Genomic DNA, 17,131 nt, shown 5'->3' with positions numbered 1-17,131 from the left:
AGCGCCACCCGACACAACCGTTAGCACAATTCCAGCTGCAAATTATTATCTTTAATCACCTGCATCACGCCCGCTGGCGGCATCACGTCGGTATAGACCGCATCCACCATGCTGATGCTGCCCATGTTCACCATCGCGTTACGGCCAAACTTCGAATGATCCACCACCAGCATCACGTGGCGCGAGTTTTCAATGATCGCGCGCTTGGTGCGTACCTCGTGGTAATCAAACTCCAGCAGCGAGCCGTCGCTGTCGATGCCGCTGATCCCCAGAATGCCGAAGTCGAGGCGGAACTGGGAGATAAAATCGAGGGTGGCTTCGCCAATAATTCCGCCGTCGCGGCTGCGCAGCTCCCCACCCGCGAGGATGATGCGGAAATCGTCTTTCTGCATCAGGGTGTTAGCCACGTTCAGGTTGTTGGTGACCACGCGCAGGTTCTCATGATCCAGCAGCGCATGGGCGACCGCTTCCGGCGTGGTGCCGATATCAATAAACAGCGTCGCCCCGTTCGGGATCTGGCTGGCGACCTTGCGGGCAATACGCTCTTTCTCCGCCGTCTGCGTGGCTTTACGGTCGTGCCAGGAGGTGTTAACCGAGCTGGACGGCAGCGCCGCGCCACCGTGGTGGCGAAGAATACGGTTCTGATCGGCCAGGTCATTCAGGTCACGACGGATGGTTTGTGGGCTGACGGCAAACTGCTCCACCAGCTCTTCGGTGCTGACGTATCCCTGTTTTTTTACCAGTTCGATAATGGCGTCATGACGTTGTGTTTGTTTCATCAATTATCCCTGAGAATTATGTTCGTTTTCGCGCATGGAGCGTGTCGGCAAAGGCCATCGCCAGCCCCACGGCCAGCCCGGCGACGTGCGCGCCGTTGGCGATAGACATACCAAACAGATCAAACCATCCGGCAATTAGCCATATTAACGCAAAGGTTATTAATCCGCGTTGCAGATAGATGCCACTTTCCGGGTCGCGCTCCCCGCGAAGCCAGACGTAGCCCATCAGGGCATACACGACACCCGACAGCCCGCCGAACCACGGCCCGCTGAACTTGTGCTGCACGTAGCCGCTTAAAAGGGCGCTGATGATGGTGATAACGATCAGCTTGCCGCTGCCCAGACGCTTTTCAACGGCACCGCCGAGATACCACCACCAGAGCAGGTTAAAGAGGATATGCATCACCGAGAAGTGCATCAGCGCGTGGCTAAAGTAGCGCCAGACGTCAAACTCAAGAGACGGGTCATAAGGCCACGCCAGGGCAATCATCACGCTCTGGTCGCCGACCACGTTCATGATAATGAAGACAATGATGCAGGCCGCCATCAGCAGCAGCGTAAACGGGCCCGCGCGCTCGCGAATGGTGGCGAGGAAGGGAAAGCGGCTGTAGTGCAATCCGCTGCCGGTCTGGCCGGATTGCCAGCTGGCCGCCAGATAGCGCGGGTCGCCAGGGTTCTCAAGAAAACGCGCCAGCTCCTCGTTTACCCGCCCGGCCTGGCTCTCATCGGCCAGCCAGACGTCGGTCTGCGTATGTTGCTGAATAGTCAGAATAACGCCCTGCGTCGCCATATAGTCGACAAACGCCTGGGCGACGCGCGGGTTGGTAAAAGAGGTGATCATCAACATGGGCAGCGGTCGCTTATTTCCACACAAAAGGAGACAGTATAGCGGGATCAGCGCTCAAAAGCGTATTCCACTTCCGCCGGGAAATGACGATGCCAGGCATCGAAACCGCCGTCGACGCTGTAAACCGCGTCGTAACCCTGCTGAAGCAGGTACTGCGCCGCGCCTTTGCTGCTGTTGCCGTGATAGCACATGACCATCACCGGCGTGTCGAAGTCGTTATCGCGCATAAACGCGCCCAGCGTGTCGTTGGTGAGATGGAACGCGCCCGGCGTATGGCCCATCGCAAAACTCTGCGGATCGCGGATGTCCACCAGCACCGCTTTTCCCTGGTGCATCTTCTGGTGGGCTTCTTCTACGTTAATACATTCAAACTGATCCATGGTGTTCTCTTTACAGTGGTCAACGACAAGATTTTACCCCGTAGTGTACGTCCTGGCGGCGGGTAAACGCCATTATGTTATCCATATCACTCTAAATTGTTTTTTTGATGTTACCAAAAGCGCGTTCCTTTGCTATTATGAGCGATATCGAACATTTCTGAGCTTTAACGAAAGTGCATGAGGGTGTTATGGAAACCAAAGATCTGATTGTGATAGGCGGTGGCATCAACGGTGCCGGTATTGCGGTCGATGCCGCAGGACGCGGTTTATCCGTACTGATGCTGGAAGCTAACGATCTCGCCTGCGCGACGTCGTCCGCCAGCTCCAAACTGATTCACGGTGGCCTGCGCTACCTGGAACACTACGAATTCCGCCTGGTCAGTGAAGCGCTGGCCGAACGTGAAGTGCTGCTGAAAATGGCCCCGCATCTGGCGATTCCGATGCGCTTCCGCCTGCCCCATCGCCCGCATCTGCGTCCGGCGTGGATGATCCGAATTGGTCTGTTTATGTACGATCATCTGGGTAAACGCACCAGCCTCCCGGGTTCGAAAGGTTTGCGTTTTGGCTCAGAATCGGTCCTTAAGCCTGAAATCGTGCGCGGATTCGAATATTCCGACTGCTGGGTGGACGATGCCCGCCTGGTGCTGGCGAACGCGCAGATGGTTGAGAAGAAAGGCGGCGAGGTGAAAACCCGCACCCGCGCGACCTCTGCCCGTCGTGAAAACGGCCTGTGGATTGTCGAGGCGGAAGATATCGATACCGGCGAGAAATTCAGCTGGAAAACGCGCGGCCTGGTGAACGCCACCGGCCCGTGGGTGAAACAGTTCTTTGACGAGGGCATGCATCTGCCTTCCCCGTACGGCATCCGCCTGATCAAAGGCAGCCACATTGTGGTGCCGCGCGTACATACCCAGAAGCAGGCGTACATTCTGCAGAACGAAGACAAGCGCATCGTGTTTGTGATCCCGTGGATGGACGAATTCTCGATCATCGGCACCACCGACGTGGAGTACAAAGGCGATCCGAAGAACGTCGAGATCGACGAGAGCGAAGTGAACTACCTGCTCAAAGTGTACAACGCGCACTTTAAGAAACAGCTGTCGCGCGACGACGTGGTCTGGACCTACTCCGGCGTGCGTCCGCTGTGCGATGACGAATCTGACTCACCGCAGGCCATCACCCGCGACTATACGCTCGATATTCACGACGTTGACGGTCAGGCGCCGCTGCTGTCCGTGTTTGGCGGCAAGCTCACCACCTACCGCAAGCTGGCCGAGCACGCGCTGGAAAAACTGGCGCCGTACTACAAAGGCATTGGCCCGGCATGGACCAAGGGCGCGGTACTGCCCGGCGGTGATATCGGCGATAACCGCGATGATTACGCCGCGAAGCTGCGCCGTCGCTTCCCGTTCATCACCGAAGGGATGGCGCGCCACTATGCCCGCACCTACGGCAGCAATACCGAGCTGTTCCTGGGCGATGCGAAGGACATTACGGATCTGGGCGAACATTTCGGCCACGAGCTGTACGAAGCCGAGCTGCGTTACCTGGTTGAGCACGAGTGGGTGCGTCGTCTGGATGATGCTATCTGGCGCCGTACCAAAGAAGGGATGTGGCTCAACGCCGAACAGCAGTCTCGCGTGGCGCAGTGGTTGCTGCAACATGCGGGAAAGCGTGAGCTGTCGCTGGCGTCTTAATTGAAAAAAGCCGGGTGGCGGCTCCGCCTTACCCGGCCTACTCGATCCCGTAGGCCCGGTAAGCGCAGCGCCACCGGGCTTGGTTTTACAACCTCACCGGATCAATATGCCAGATCGTCTCGGCATACTCCTTGATGGTCCTGTCTGACGAGAAATAGCCCATATTGGCGATGTTGTACATCGCGGCGCTGGTCCACTTCTCCGGCTGGCGATACAGCTCGTCCACCTTGTCCTGACAGTCCACGTAGCTACGGTAATCCGCCAGCACCTGGTAGTGATCGCCAAAGTTAATCAGCGAATCCACCAGATCGCGGTAGCGGCTCGGTTCATCAGGGCTAAACACGCCGGTCGCGATCTGCGTCAGCACCTGACGCAACTCTTCATCCTCTTCGTAATATTGACGCGGCGAGTAGCCTTTCCTGCGCAGCGCCTCCACCTCTTCCGTCGTATTACCGAAGATAAAGATATTGTCTTCGCCCACGTGCTCCAGCATCTCGACGTTCGCCCCGTCCAGCGTGCCGATGGTCAGCGCGCCGTTGAGGGCAAACTTCATGTTACTGGTGCCGGATGCCTCCGTCCCCGCCGTGGAAATCTGTTCAGAGAGATCCGCCGCCGGGATGATCAGCTGCGCCAGGCTGACGCTGTAGTTCGGAATGAACACCACCTTCAGCTTGTCGCCAATGTCCGGATCCTGGTTAACCACCTTCGCCACGTCGTTGATGAGATGAATAATGTGCTTCGCCATGTAGTAGGCCGACGCCGCCTTACCGGCGAAGATCTTCACGCGCGGCACCCATTCGGCCGTCGGATCGGCCTTGATGCGGTTGTAATGGGTGATCACGTGCAGCACGTTCATCAGCTGACGCTTGTATTCATGGATGCGTTTGATCTGAACGTCGAACAGCGCTTTCGGGTTTGCCACCACGTTGAGGTGCATCGCCAGCCAGACCGCCAGACGTTTTTTGTTCAGCAGCTTGGCTTCGCGCACGGCTTTGTTCACCGTCGGGAAATCAATATGCTGTTCCAGCTCGCTCAACTGGCTCAAATCGGTACGCCAGGTGCGGCCAATATTCTCGTCCAGTACCTCAGAGAGCGGCTGGTTGGCCAGCGCCAGCCAGCGGCGCGGGGTGACGCCGTTGGTCACGTTGCAGAACCGCGTCGGGAAGATCTTCGCGAAATCCGCAAACAGCGACTGCACCATCAGGTTCGAGTGGAGCTCGGACACGCCGTTGACCTTGTGGCTGATGACAACCGCCAGCCAGGCCATGCGCACGCGACGACCGTTCGACTCATCAATGATGGACGCGCGGCTCAGCAGGCCGGTATCGTTCGGATACTGCTCCTGCAGCGTCTTGAGGAAGTAGTCGTTAATCTCAAAGATAATCTGCAGATGGCGCGGCAGGATTTTGCCGAGCATGTCCACCGGCCACGTCTCCAGCGCTTCGCTCATCAGCGTGTGGTTGGTGTATGAGAACACCTGGCAGGTCACCTCAAAGGCGTCATCCCAGCTGAACTTATGCTCATCGATCAGCAGACGCATCAGCTCCGGAATAGAGAGCACCGGGTGGGTGTCATTAAGGTGGATCGCGGTTTTCTCCGCCAGGTTGGCGTAGGTTTTGTGCAGCTGATGGTGACGGCTAAGGATGTCCTGAATGGTCGCCGAAACAAGGAAGTACTCCTGACGCAGGCGCAGCTCGCGGCCCGAGTAGGTCGAGTCATCCGGGTACAGCACGCGGGACACGTTCTCGGAGTGGTTTTTATCCTCCACCGCCGCGAAGTAGTCACCCTGGTTAAATTTACCGAGGTTAATTTCGCTACTGGCCTGGGCACTCCACAGGCGCAGCGTGTTGGTGGCGTCGGTGTCGTAGCCGGGGATAATCTGGTCGTAGGCCACGGCCAGGATCTCTTCCGTTTCCACCCAGCGGGATTTCTTCCCTTCCTGCTGAATACGTCCGCCAAAGCGCACCTTGTAGCGCGTGTTGTGGCGCTTAAACTCCCACGGGTTGCCGTACTCCAGCCAATAGTCCGGGGACTCTTTCTGACGCCCGTCGACGATGTTCTGCTTGAACATGCCGTAATCGTAGCGAATACCGTAGCCGCGGCCCGGCAGCGCCAGCGTCGCCAGCGAGTCGAGGAAGCAGGCGGCGAGACGTCCCAGACCGCCGTTACCGAGGCCCGGGTCGTTCTCTTCGTCGATCAGTTCTTCTAAATCTAACCCCATCTCTTCCAGTGCGGTTTTGACGTCGTCATAAATACCAAGCGACAACAGCGCATTGGACAGCGTGCGGCCAATCAAAAATTCCATCGACAGGTAGTAAACCTGACGCGTCTCCTGCGAGAGCTGGGCGCGGTTTGAGCGCAGCCAGCGTTCAACTAAGCGGTCACGTACGGCAAACAGGGTGGCGTTCAGCCACTCGTGCTTGTTGGCAATAACCGGATCTTTCCCGATGGTGAACATCAGCTTGTAGGCGATGGAGTGCTTTAACGCCTCAACGCTGAGCGTGGGTGAAGAGTAGCTAAATGGAGCGTTCATATCAGTAACTTCGCCTCGTTACATCAAGCGTTGATAGAGATCGCGGTATGACTGCGCCGCGACATGCCAGCTAAAGTCCATGGACATCGCCTGACGTTGTACGTAACGCCACAGCGATGGACGGGACCACAAGACGAAAGCACGCCGAATCGCCCGAAGCAGCGACCAGGCATTACTGTCCTCAAAGACAAATCCGCTGGCGATACCGTCCGCCAGGTTTTCCAGAGAGCTGTCGGATACGGTATCCGCCAGTCCGCCCGTGCGGCGTACCAGCGGCAGGGTGCCGTATTTCAGGCCGTACAGCTGCGTCAGGCCGCAGGGTTCGAAACGGCTTGGCACCAGAATGACATCCGCGCCACCCATGATGCGGTGCGAGAACGCTTCGTGGTAGCCAATCTGTACGCCTACCTGCCCCGGATGTTCCGCGGCGGCGGCAAGGAAGCCTTCCTGCAGCACCGGGTCGCCCGCGCCGAGCAGCGCCAGCTGTCCCCCCTGCTCCAGTAAACCGGGCAGCGCCTCCAGCACCAGATCCAGCCCTTTCTGGCTGGTCAGGCGGCTCACGACGGCGAACAGCGGCACTTTGTCGTTCACCTTCAGGCCCATCGCAATCTGCAGCTGGCGTTTGTTCTCCGCTTTGTCCTCCACGGAATCACGACCGTAGCGCGCCGCCAGCAGGAGATCGGTTTCCGGGCTCCAGATTTGTTCATCCACGCCGTTCAGGATGCCCGACAGGCGGCCTTCGCGATGGCGCTGCTGCAGCAACCCTTCCATGCCGTAGCCAAACGCCGGCTGGGTGATCTCACGCGCGTAGGTTGGGCTCACCGCCGTGATGTGATCGGCGTAGTACAGCCCCGCCTTCAGGAACGAGATCTGCCCGTTAAACTCCAGACCGTGCATGTTAAAGAACGACCATGGCAGATCGATGTCATTCATGTGATGGGCGTAGTACATCCCCTGATACGCCAGGTTATGCACGGTAAAGACCGATTTCGCCGGGTGGCCGCGCGCGGCGAGATACGCCGGGGCAAGCCCGGCGTGCCAGTCGTGCGCGTGCACCACGTCCGGACGCCAGAACGGATCCAGCCCCGTCGCCATTTCGGCGCCGACCCAGCCGAGCAGCGCAAAGCGCAGCACGTTGTCGGTATAGGCGAACAGGTTCGTATCGTGATACGGGCTGCCCGGGCGATCGTATAAGTGCGGCGCGTCGATCAGGTAAATCCCTACGCCATTGTAATGTCCAAACAGCAGGGTAATGCGTCCGGCAAACGTTTCACGGCGGGTCACCACTTTCGCATCGGGTATACCGCGCCGGATATCCGGAAAGGCGGGCAGCAGGACTCGGGTATCCACGCCTCCGGCGATTTGCGCCGCCGGTAATGCGCCAAGCACATCTGCCAGTCCGCCCGTTTTTAATAACGGGAACATCTCAGAACATACGTGTAAAACCTGCATCATCGCTCCTGTTTGATCTGCAGCTTCCGCAACATTTCCCGTGTGACTAACACGATCCCCTCTTCCGAACGGTAGAAACGACGCGCGTCTTCTTCCGCATTCTCCCCAATAACCATCCCTTCAGGGATGACGCAGGCACGGTCGATCACGCAACGACGCAGACGACACGAGCGCCCTACCCAGACATCCGGCAACAAGACTGCCGAATCGATATTACAGAATGAATTTATCCGCACGCGCGGGAACAGCACCGACTGCACCACGACCGAACCGGAGATAATGCACCCGCCGGACACCAGCGAGTTCAGCGTCATCCCGTGGCTGCCGGAGCGGTCCTGGACGAACTTGGCCGGCGGCAGCGACTCCATATGGGTACGAATCGGCCAGTTCTGGTCGTACATATCCAGTTCAGGCGTGACCGATGCCAGATCGAGGTTCGCTTTCCAGTACGCTTCCAGCGTGCCCACATCGCGCCAGTAGGGTTCCGCATTTGGGTCGGACTGCACGCAGGACAGCGGGAAAGGATGTGCATACGCCATGCCAGCTTTCGTGATTTTCGGAATGATGTCTTTACCGAAGTCGTGGCTGGAGTTTTCGTCTTTGTCGTCTTCTTCCAGCAGCTCATAAAGATAATCTGCGTCAAAGACATAGATCCCCATGCTGGCGAGTGATTTGGTGTCATCGCCCGGCATGGTTGGCGGGTTCGCCGGTTTTTCAACGAAGTCGATAATTTTGTCGTCCGCATCCACGTGCATGACGCCAAACGCCGTCGCTTCAGCAACGGGCACAGGCAGACACGCCACGGTGCAGCGCGCCCCTTTTTCGACGTGGTCGATCAGCATGTGGGAGTAATCTTGCTTGTAGATGTGGTCCCCGGCGAGGATCACGATGTATTCCGCGTTGTAGCGACGAATGATGTCGAGGTTCTGGGTCACCGCATCCGCTGTCCCGCGATACCAGTTCTCGCCGTGGACGCGTTGCTGCGCAGGAAGGAGATCGACAAACTCGTTCATCTCTTCGCTGAAAAAAGACCAGCCGCGCTGGATATGCTGAACCAGCGTATGCGACTGATACTGCGTAATGACGCCGATGCGGCGAATGCCCGAGTTCAGGCAGTTGGAGAGCGCAAAGTCGATGATACGGAACTTACCACCAAAGTGAACAGCCGGTTTGGCGCGCTTGATGGTCAAATCTTTCAGACGGGTACCACGCCCGCCCGCAAGTATCAGGGCAACCGTTTTTAATGGTAGCTGGCGTGCCAACATTAAGGGATCGTTCTTCTCTAATCTAACCATGACTAACTCCTTTTTTATCATCTTTGGAATACGCACACTCCGTGCGCAGGCCCGTGCCAGACAGCCATTACTACCGGATTATCCGCTCCGGCAAAGGGGGGAACGGCTCGCCACTCCCCGTCAGGTAAAACAATCTCTGCGACGTCATCCGTCGCGTTCAGCGTGACCAGCCATTTATCCGACAGCAGGATTTGCAGGCGTGGTACGCCGTGTTGCCACTCTTGCGCGCTTAACGGTTGCGCGTCTTTATTCAGCCAGCGAACGTTGCCGTCACCCTCTTCCCACCAGCTGTTGGCGGTCAGCGCGGGGATCTGCTGGCGAAGATGGATCAGCGCAGCGGTAAAATGAATCAGCCCACTGTTGGCTTCCCCCCAGTCAAGCCAGGTTAAGGTGTTGTCCTGGCAATAGGCGTTGTTGTTACCGTGCTGGCTATGACCATGCTCATCGCCTGCCAGCAGCATCGGCGTGCCCTGCGACAGTAAAAGCGTTGTCAGCAGCGCATGAACGCTGGCGCGTCGCCGCTCTATCACATCCAGACTTCCGCCTAACCCTTCTATACCATGATTGAAGCTATGGTTATTGTTAGTGCCATCGCGATTCTCTTCGCCGTTCGCCTCATTGTGTTTCTGATTGAAACAAACGCAGTCCCTGAGCGTAAAACCGTCGTGCGCCGTCAACAGATTGACGGTGGCCGACGGGCGTTTGCCGTCGCGCTTAAAGAGATCGCTCGACGCGGCAAAGCGCCCGGCAAATTCCCCCAGCGACAGGTTCCGCTCCAGCCAGAAGCGGCGCACGGCGTCGCGGTAGTGGTCGTTCCACTCGGCAAACAGCGGCGGGAAATTCCCGACCTGATAACCGCCTTCACCGATGTCCCACGGCTCGGCAATGAGCTTCACCTGCGAGAGCACCGGGCAGTTTTTTATCGCCTCAAACAGCGGCGCCTGCTGGCTGAACGCTGGCGTGCGCCCCATCACCGGCGCCAGGTCGAAACGAAAACCGTCGACGTGGTACGTCTCTACCCAGTATTTCAGGCATTCATACGCAAAATGCGTGACCGCCGGATGGCTGAGATTGAGCGTGTTGCCGCAGCCGGTCCAGTTCTCGTAATCGCCATCCTGCCTGATCCAATAATAGCTACGGTTATCAATTCCGCGCATGGAGAGCGTCGGGCCGTCGAGATCGCTTTCTGCGCTGTGGTTCAGCACTACGTCCAGAATGACCTCAATGCCCGCCGCGTGGAGCGCCTTCACCGCATCGCGGAACTCGTCCCGCGCCTTTTCCGGATGGACGGCATAGCGCGGTTCGAGCGCGAACATCGCCAGCGGGTTGTAGCCCCAGTAGTTGCTTAGCCCCAGCCGCTGCAGGCGCGGCTCGCTGGCAAAATGGGCGACGGGGAGCAGTTCCAGAGCGGTGATGCCGAGGTGTTTCAGGTAGGCGATCATGGTGGGATGCCCGAGCGCCTTGTAGGTGCCGCGCATCTCTTTGGGGATCGACGGATGCAGGTAGGTCAGCCCTTTGACGTGGGCTTCATAAATAACCGTATTGCCCCACGGCGTGTGCGGCGGGGCATCGTCTTCCCAGTCATAAAGATCGTTCACCACCACGCTTTTTGGCGCGACGGGCGCGCTGTCGCGGTGGTCAGGCTCGCCGTAGCCCACGTGGAAGAGCGGGTCATCTTTAAATTCGCCGTCCACGCGGTGCGCGCACGGATCAATCAACAGCTTCGCCGGGTTAAACCAGTGCCCCTGCGCGGGATCCCACGGACCGTGAACGCGAAAGCCGTAGTGCATGCCGGGCCGCCCGCCGGACAGGTAGCCGTGCCAGGTATCCCCCGTGCGCGCGGGTAAATCGTAACGGTGCTCGTTACCTTCCCCGTCAAACACGCACAGTTCTACCCGCTCGGCGTGAGCGGAAAAGAGGGTGAAATTGACCCCCTTTCCGTCAAAATGCGCCCCGAGCGGTTCGGGTTTACCTGCCGTAAGCTGCGTCATTCGCCCTCCCGCATCAGCCAGATGGTGCCAAGCGGCGGCAGCGTCAGGCTCAGGGAGTTGGGTCGCCCGTGGCTTTCAATGGCGTCGCTCTGTACCAGCCCGCCGTTACCGGCGTTGCTGCCGTGGTAGTGCATCGAGTCGGTATTCAGAATTTCACGCCATTTGCCCGGCTGGTTAATGCCGAAGCGGTAGTGTTCACGCGGCACCGGGGTGAAGTTGCTGGCGACGATGATCTCGTTACCCGCCTTGTCACGACGCACAAAGACAAACACCGAGCGCTCATGGTCGTCCACCACCAGCCATTCAAAGCCGTACGGATCGAAGTCGAGCTCGTGCAGCGCTTTGTGGTGGCGATAGGTCAGGTTCAGATCGCGCACCAGACGCTGCACCCCGTGGTGCCAGTTGTCGCCGCCTTCCAGCAGATGCCAGTCGAGGCTGGCGTCGTGGTTCCACTCGCGCCCCTGGGCGAACTCATTGCCCATGAACAGCAGTTTCTTGCCCGGGAAGGCAAACATCCAGCCGTAATAGGCGCGCAGGTTGGCAAACTTCTGCCATGCGTCGCCCGGCATGCGGTCGAGAATCGATTTTTTACCGTGTACCACCTCATCGTGCGACAGCGGCAGCATGAAGTTTTCGGTGTAGTTGTAGAGCATCCCGAACGTCAGCTTATCGTGATGATACTTACGGTGAACCGGATCCAGCTTCATGTAGTCGAGCGTGTCGTGCATCCAGCCCAGGTTCCACTTATACCAGAACCCCAGGCCGCCCAATGACGGCGGACGGGAGACGCCCGCAAAGTCGGTGGACTCTTCCGCCATGGTCACGGCACCGTCCACCTGCTCGCCGATAATGCGGTTGGTATTACGCAGGAATTCAATCGCTTCCAGGTTTTCGCGGCCGCCAAACTCGTTCGGGATCCACTCCCCCTCTTTGCGGCTGTAGTCGCGGTAGATCATCGACGCCACCGCATCCACGCGCAGGGCATCGATGCCAAACCGCTCGATCCAGTACAGGGCATTCCCGACCAGGTAGTTTGAGACCTCACGGCGACCGTAGTTGTAGATCAGCGTGTTCCAGTCCTGGTGATAGCCTTCGCGCGGATCGCTGTGCTCGTACAGCTTCGTACCGTCAAACTCTGCCAGCGCGAAATCATCCGCCGGGAAATGGCCCGGCACCCAGTCGAGGATGACGTTCAGCCCGGCGGCGTGCGCGGCATCAATGAAATAGCGGAAGTCGTCGCGGGTGCCGAAGCGGCGGGTCGGCGCATACAGCCCGGTGGGCTGATAGCCCCAGCTGCCGTCGAACGGGTGCTCGTTGACCGGCAGCAGCTCCAGGTGGGTAAAGCCCATCCATTTGGCGTACGGGACCAGCTGGTCGGCAAGCTCCCGGTAGCTGAGCCAGAAGTTGTTATCGGTGTGGCGACGCCATGAGCCGAGATGGACTTCATAAACGGAGATCGGCGCATCAAAGCGGTTAGCCTGTTTACGCTCCTCCGACTGGATAACCTTCTCCGGCAGGCCGCAAATCAGCGATGCGGTATCCGGGCGCATCTGCGCTTCGAAGGCATACGGGTCGGCTTTAATGCGCAGCTTGCCGTGGGCGTCAATCATCTCGAATTTATAAAGCTGCCCGTGGTGCGCCCCGGGGATAAACAGCTCCCAGATGCCGGTTTCTCGACGCAGGCGCATCGGGTGGCGACGGCCATCCCAGTAGTTGAACTGTCCGACAACGGAGACGCGCTGGGCATTGGGCGCCCACACGGAGAACCGCGTGCCGGTAATGCCGTCCATGGTATCGGCATGGGCACCCAGCGTTTCATAAGGGCGAAGATGCGTCCCTTCGGAGAGCAGCCAGGCATCCATCTCTTTAAGCAGAGGGCCAAAGCTGTAGGGATCGTCAATCAGGTTTTGCTGACCGTGCCAGAGAACGGCGAGCTGATAGCGAAAAGGATTTTTACGACGGGGCATCACGCCCGAGAAGAAGCCACGGGAATCGAGGCATTCCAGGTTACCGACCTTGCGGCCGGTTTTGGGTTCAATCACCCAGACTTCTGTGGCATCCGGTAACAGTGCCCGAACTTCCAGACCGGCCTCAGTACGGTGCATCCCAAGCACAGAAAAGGGGTCAGCGAAATGACCCGCAATAAGCGCATTAATCACGTCTCTATCCACACGATCGGACATGGTATTCATCCTGTTTTTTATGTCGTCCTTTTTAAGCGCTCCGGGACGACTTTTAATGTGACCTGAACGGGACAGCACAAAAATGTGCATCCATTCTGCTCCGCTCGAACCTCAGGTAAGAAATGACTCTTCCTTAAAGCATAGCCAACGCTCTAGATGACTCCTGATAAAAAATAAGACATACGCGTGTTACTCCATGTAGTACGCAAAAAAAAGGGGTGAAAATCACCCCTGGTATTTAACAAATTATTACGCCAGCTGGCGCAGCATGCGGCGCAGCGGCTCGGCGGCGCCCCACAGGAGCTGGTCACCGACGGTGAACGCGGAGAGATACTCCGGCCCCATATTCAGCTTACGCAGACGGCCAACCGGCGTGATCAGCGTGCCGGTCACCGCTGCCGGGGTCAGCTCGCGCATAGTGATATCGCGATCGTTTGGTACCACTTTCGCCCACGGGTTGTGCGCGGCCAGCAGCTCTTCCACGGTCGGAATAGACACATCTTTTTTCAGTTTAATGGTGAAGGCCTGGCTGTGGCAGCGCAGTGCGCCGATACGTACGCAGAGACCGTCAACCGGAATGGTGTTCGCGGTATTGAGGATTTTGTTGGTCTCAGCCTGGCCTTTCCACTCTTCACGGGTCTGGCCATTATCCAGTTGCTTGTCGATCCACGGGATCAGGCCACCGGCCAGCGGTACGCCAAAGTTATCCACCGGCAGCTCGCCGCTGCGGGTCAGTTGGGTCACTTTACGCTCGATATCCAGAATAGCGGATGCCGGGTTTGCCAGCTCGGTCGCAACGCTCTGGTGCAGTTGGCCCATCTGGGTCAGCAGCTCGCGCATGTGACGCGCACCGCCGCCGGACGCCGCCTGGTAGGTCGCCACGGAGACCCACTCCACCAGATCCTGCGCGAACAGGCCGCCGAGGGACATCAGCATCAGGCTGACGGTGCAGTTACCGCCAACAAAAGTTTTCACGCCGTTGTTCAGGCCATCGGTGATCACGCCCTGGTTAACCGGGTCGAGAATGATGATGGCATCGTCTTTCATGCGCAGCGACGAGGCCGCGTCAATCCAGTAGCCCTGCCAGCCGCTTTCACGCAGCTTTGGATAGATTTCGTTGGTATAATCGCCGCCCTGGCAGGTCACAATAATGTCGAGCGCCTTCAGCGCTTCCAGATCGTAAGCATCCTGCAACGTGCCTGTGGTACCACCAAAGGACGGAGCAGCCTGGCCGAGCTGAGAAGTGGAGAAGAAGACAGGGCGGATAGCGTCGAAATCGCGCTCTTCAACCATGCGTTGCATGAGTACAGAGCCGACCATACCGCGCCAGCCGATAAAACCAACGTTTTTCATAGCATTTTTTTCCTGCTGAGGGTGTGTGCTGATTGTGCAAGCCAGTATTGAACTGGGATATGCTTCACATTACAAAATGCTGCCAAAGTCGCAAGCGAAATTAATCGATGATTGCCCGGCAATCAGAAATACAGCTAATTATCATAATAACCTTAGAGAGTTTCAGGGATAATTTACATGAGTGAAATCATTTCCGCCGCGGTTTTATTGATCCTGATTATGGATCCCCTGGGCAACCTGCCCATCTTCATGTCGGTGCTAAAACACACCGAGCCGAAGCGACGCCGGGCGATCATGATCCGCGAGCTGCTCATCGCCCTGCTGGTGATGTTTATCTTCCTGTTTGCGGGTGAAAAAATTCTCGCATTCCTGAACCTGCGTGCCGAAACCGTGTCGATTTCCGGCGGGATTATTCTGTTCCTGATTGCCATTAAGATGATTTTCCCGAGCGCGGAAGGCAGCAGCAGCGGCCTGCCTGCGGGTGAAGAGCCATTTATTGTGCCGCTGGCGATCCCCCTCGTCGCGGGCCCGACCATTCTGGCCACGCTGATGCTGCTGTCGCATCAGTATCCGAATCAGATGAGCCATCTGGTGATTGCCCTGCTGATTGCCTGGGGCGGAACGTTCATTATCCTGCTGCAGTCGTCCCTGTTCCTGCGCCTGCTGGGCGAAAAAGGGGTAAACGCGCTGGAACGCCTGATGGGGCTGATTCTGGTCATGATGGCAACGCAGATGTTCCTGGACGGGATCCGGGCGTGGATGAAGGGCTAGGTAAAAGCAAAATGGCCACTACGTGGCCATTTTTAGTGTTTGCTCCCTCTCCCCGTGGGAGAGGGCCGGGGTGAGGGCATCAGGCCGCAGAGGAAACATATTCGCCGGGTGGCGGCTTCGCCTTACCCGGCCTACAAAACTTACCCCTTACGAATCAAATACCGGTACGGCAGCGCCTCAGTCTGCTGTGCCACCAGCTCATGCTCCATAAAGGTACAAAAACCGGGAATGTCGCGGGTCGTGGCCGGGTCGTCGGCGATGATCAGCAGCGTTTCACCGGTCTGCATGTTGCGCACGGTTTTACGTACCATCATTACCGGTTCCGGGCAGCGAAGGCCCTGGGCATCAAGGGTGTGGTCTGGGCTGGAAAACAGGTCGGTCATGATCTTCTCGGTCAGGTAAAAACGGCTGTAGTTTACGCCCGGTTGCGATCAATGCAAACCAGGTTAACGATTGCGTAAAAACTAACCATTGCAATGTCCTGCCAAAGCAGTATCATGCTGCGGTTTTTATTGGGTTCCCTCACCCCAACGTATAAAAAGGTCACAATATGACGCAGTTTTCTGAATCTCAGCGCGTAAAAGCGTTGTTCTGGCTTTCGCTTTTCCATTTGCTGGTGATCACCTCCAGCAACTATCTGGTGCAGCTCCCGATCTCCATCTTTGGTTTCCATACCACCTGGGGCGCGTTCAGTTTCCCGTTTATTTTCCTCGCCACCGATCTGACCGTGCGTATCTTTGGCGCACCGCTGGCTCGCCGCATTATTTTTGCGGTCATGCTCCCGGCGCTGTTCATCTCGTACGGGGTTTCGTCTCTGTTTTATATGGGAAGCTGGCAGGGTTTTGAGGCGTTTACCCACTTCAACCTGTTTGTCGCCCGTATCGCCGCAGCAAGCTTTATGGCCTACGCACTAGGGCAGATTCTCGACGTGCACGTGTTTAACCGCCTGCGTCAGAATCATCGCTGGTGGATGGCCCCCACCGCCTCCACGCTGTTCGGTAACGTGAGCGATACGCTGGCCTTTTTCTTCATCGCCTTCTGGCGTAGCCCGGATGCGTTTATGGCCGAACACTGGATGGAAATCGCGCTGGTGGACTACTGCTTTAAGGTGCTCATCAGCATTGTCTTCTTCCTGCCCATGTACGGCGTGCTGCTGAATATGCTGCTGAAAAGGCTGGCAGATAAATCTGAAATCACGGCATTGCAGGCAGGTTAAGGGTTCGCTTTATCAGTTGTGATAAGATGAACGAATGAGCCGTTATGGCCGTTTATCGAAAGGAAGAAGTCAATGCGCAATCTGGTTAAATATGTCGGGATTGGCCTGCTGGTTGTGGGTCTTGCAGCCTGTGATAACAGCGACACGAAAACGCCTGCTCAGGGCGCATCCGCAGAAAGCAATGCGACCGGCCAGCCGGTGAATCTGATGGATGGCAAACTCAGCTTCTCTCTGCCAGCCGATATGACTGACCAGAGCGGCAAGCTGGGCACTCAGGCGAACAACATGCACGTTTACTCCGACGCAACCGGGCAGAAAGCGGTCATTGTGATTGTGGGCGACGACACCAGCGAAGATCTGGCCGTCCTGTCCAAACGTCTGGAAGATCAGCAGCGCGGCCGCGACCCGCAGCTGCAGGTCGTGACCAATAAATCCATCGAGCTGAAAGGCCATAAGCTGCAGCAGCTGGACAGCATCATCTCTGCGAAAGGCCAGACCGCGTACTCCTCTGTCGTGCTGGGCAAGGTCGATAACAAACTCCTGACCCTGCAGATCACCCTGCCAGCGGAAGATCAGCAGAAAGCGCAGACGGCTGCTGAAAACATCATTAACACCATCGTGATCCAGTAACGTT

At 57.6% G+C, this 17,131-nt stretch carries 14 protein-coding genes; 4 read left to right on the top strand and 10 right to left on the bottom strand.

The window, feature by feature from the left end; translation table 11 throughout:
• Positions 1-20 precede the first annotated feature (20 nt).
• The 3 genes from BFG58_RS21810 to glpE are packed head-to-tail and all read right to left on the bottom strand — an operon-like array spanning position 21 to position 2,006.
• Positions 21-779 (bottom strand): DeoR/GlpR family transcriptional regulator, encoded by a 759-nt coding sequence (locus BFG58_RS21810; protein ID WP_008503060.1) that lies wholly within the window; start codon positions 777-779, stop codon positions 21-23.
• Positions 780-795: 16 nt separating this feature from the next.
• Positions 796-1,626, bottom strand: a complete 831-nt coding sequence (glpG, locus tag BFG58_RS21805; RefSeq protein WP_028015659.1) for a rhomboid family intramembrane serine protease GlpG — start codon at positions 1,624-1,626, stop codon at positions 796-798.
• A 47-nt stretch (positions 1,627-1,673) separates the two neighbouring features.
• Positions 1,674-2,006, bottom strand: coding sequence for a thiosulfate sulfurtransferase GlpE (gene glpE, locus BFG58_RS21800; protein WP_008503062.1), 333 nt, complete (start codon positions 2,004-2,006; stop codon positions 1,674-1,676).
• Positions 2,007-2,194: 188 nt separating this feature from the next.
• Here glpE and glpD point away from each other — a divergent pair, with 188 nt between their 5' ends.
• A complete protein-coding gene (gene glpD / locus BFG58_RS21790; RefSeq protein ID WP_069720562.1) occupies positions 2,195-3,703 on the top strand; it encodes a glycerol-3-phosphate dehydrogenase in 1,509 nt (502 codons plus the stop codon).
• Positions 3,704-3,788: 85 nt separating this feature from the next.
• Here glpD and glgP read toward each other — a convergent pair whose 3' ends face one another.
• The 6 genes from glgP to asd all read right to left on the bottom strand — a co-directional run bounded on the left by glgP (position 3,789) and on the right by asd (position 14,510).
• On the bottom strand, positions 3,789-6,236 hold the full coding sequence (gene glgP, locus BFG58_RS21785; RefSeq protein ID WP_025910282.1) for a glycogen phosphorylase: 2,448 nt from the start codon (positions 6,234-6,236) through the stop codon (positions 3,789-3,791).
• Positions 6,237-6,254: 18 nt separating this feature from the next.
• Positions 6,255-7,688: a glycogen synthase GlgA gene (gene glgA, locus BFG58_RS21780; RefSeq protein WP_008503065.1), complete on the bottom strand. Its 1,434-nt coding sequence runs from the start codon at positions 7,686-7,688 to the stop codon at positions 6,255-6,257.
• Positions 7,688-8,983, bottom strand: coding sequence for a glucose-1-phosphate adenylyltransferase (glgC, locus tag BFG58_RS21775; RefSeq protein ID WP_008503066.1), 1,296 nt, complete (start codon positions 8,981-8,983; stop codon positions 7,688-7,690). The genes glgA and glgC overlap by 1 nt, the downstream gene beginning before the upstream one ends.
• Positions 8,984-9,000: 17 nt before the next feature.
• Positions 9,001-10,974 carry a glycogen debranching protein GlgX gene (gene glgX, locus BFG58_RS21770; protein WP_069720561.1) on the bottom strand — a complete coding sequence of 658 codons (1,974 nt, stop codon included), beginning with the start codon at positions 10,972-10,974 and terminating at the stop codon, positions 9,001-9,003.
• Positions 10,971-13,157, bottom strand: a complete 2,187-nt coding sequence (gene glgB, locus BFG58_RS21765) for a 1,4-alpha-glucan branching enzyme (protein WP_032623089.1) — start codon at positions 13,155-13,157, stop codon at positions 10,971-10,973. Before glgB ends, glgX begins: the two co-directional genes overlap by 4 nt.
• A gap of 249 nt (positions 13,158-13,406) precedes the next feature.
• Positions 13,407-14,510, bottom strand: coding sequence for an aspartate-semialdehyde dehydrogenase (asd, locus tag BFG58_RS21760; RefSeq protein ID WP_008503069.1), 1,104 nt, complete (start codon positions 14,508-14,510; stop codon positions 13,407-13,409).
• A 177-nt stretch (positions 14,511-14,687) separates the two neighbouring features.
• Here asd and yhgN point away from each other — a divergent pair, with 177 nt between their 5' ends.
• Complete coding sequence (gene yhgN, locus BFG58_RS21750; protein ID WP_003861574.1) at positions 14,688-15,281, top strand: NAAT family transporter YhgN; 594 nt, start codon at positions 14,688-14,690, stop codon at positions 15,279-15,281.
• A gap of 140 nt (positions 15,282-15,421) precedes the next feature.
• On the opposite strand, the gene tusA is transcribed toward yhgN, so the two are convergent.
• The gene (tusA, locus tag BFG58_RS21745) at positions 15,422-15,664 is read right to left on the bottom strand and encodes a sulfurtransferase TusA (RefSeq protein ID WP_008503071.1); all 243 of its coding nucleotides are present in this window, start codon (positions 15,662-15,664) and stop codon (positions 15,422-15,424) included.
• 167 nt (positions 15,665-15,831) lie between these two features.
• Between tusA and BFG58_RS21740 the strand changes: the two genes are divergently transcribed.
• Positions 15,832-16,497, top strand: coding sequence for a 7-cyano-7-deazaguanine/7-aminomethyl-7-deazaguanine transporter (locus BFG58_RS21740; RefSeq protein ID WP_069720560.1), 666 nt, complete (start codon positions 15,832-15,834; stop codon positions 16,495-16,497).
• Positions 16,498-16,569: 72 nt separating this feature from the next.
• On the top strand, positions 16,570-17,127 hold the full coding sequence (locus tag BFG58_RS21735) for a DcrB family lipoprotein (RefSeq protein ID WP_008503073.1): 558 nt from the start codon (positions 16,570-16,572) through the stop codon (positions 17,125-17,127).
• The last annotated feature ends 4 nt before the right edge of the window (positions 17,128-17,131 follow it).

This window comes from Enterobacter sp. ku-bf2 (genome assembly GCF_001742765.1).
In the GTDB taxonomy this organism is placed as follows: domain Bacteria; phylum Pseudomonadota; class Gammaproteobacteria; order Enterobacterales; family Enterobacteriaceae; genus Enterobacter; species Enterobacter quasiroggenkampii.
Note: the sequence above shows the minus strand (reverse complement) of the source record. Positions and strands in the feature narration are given on the sequence as shown.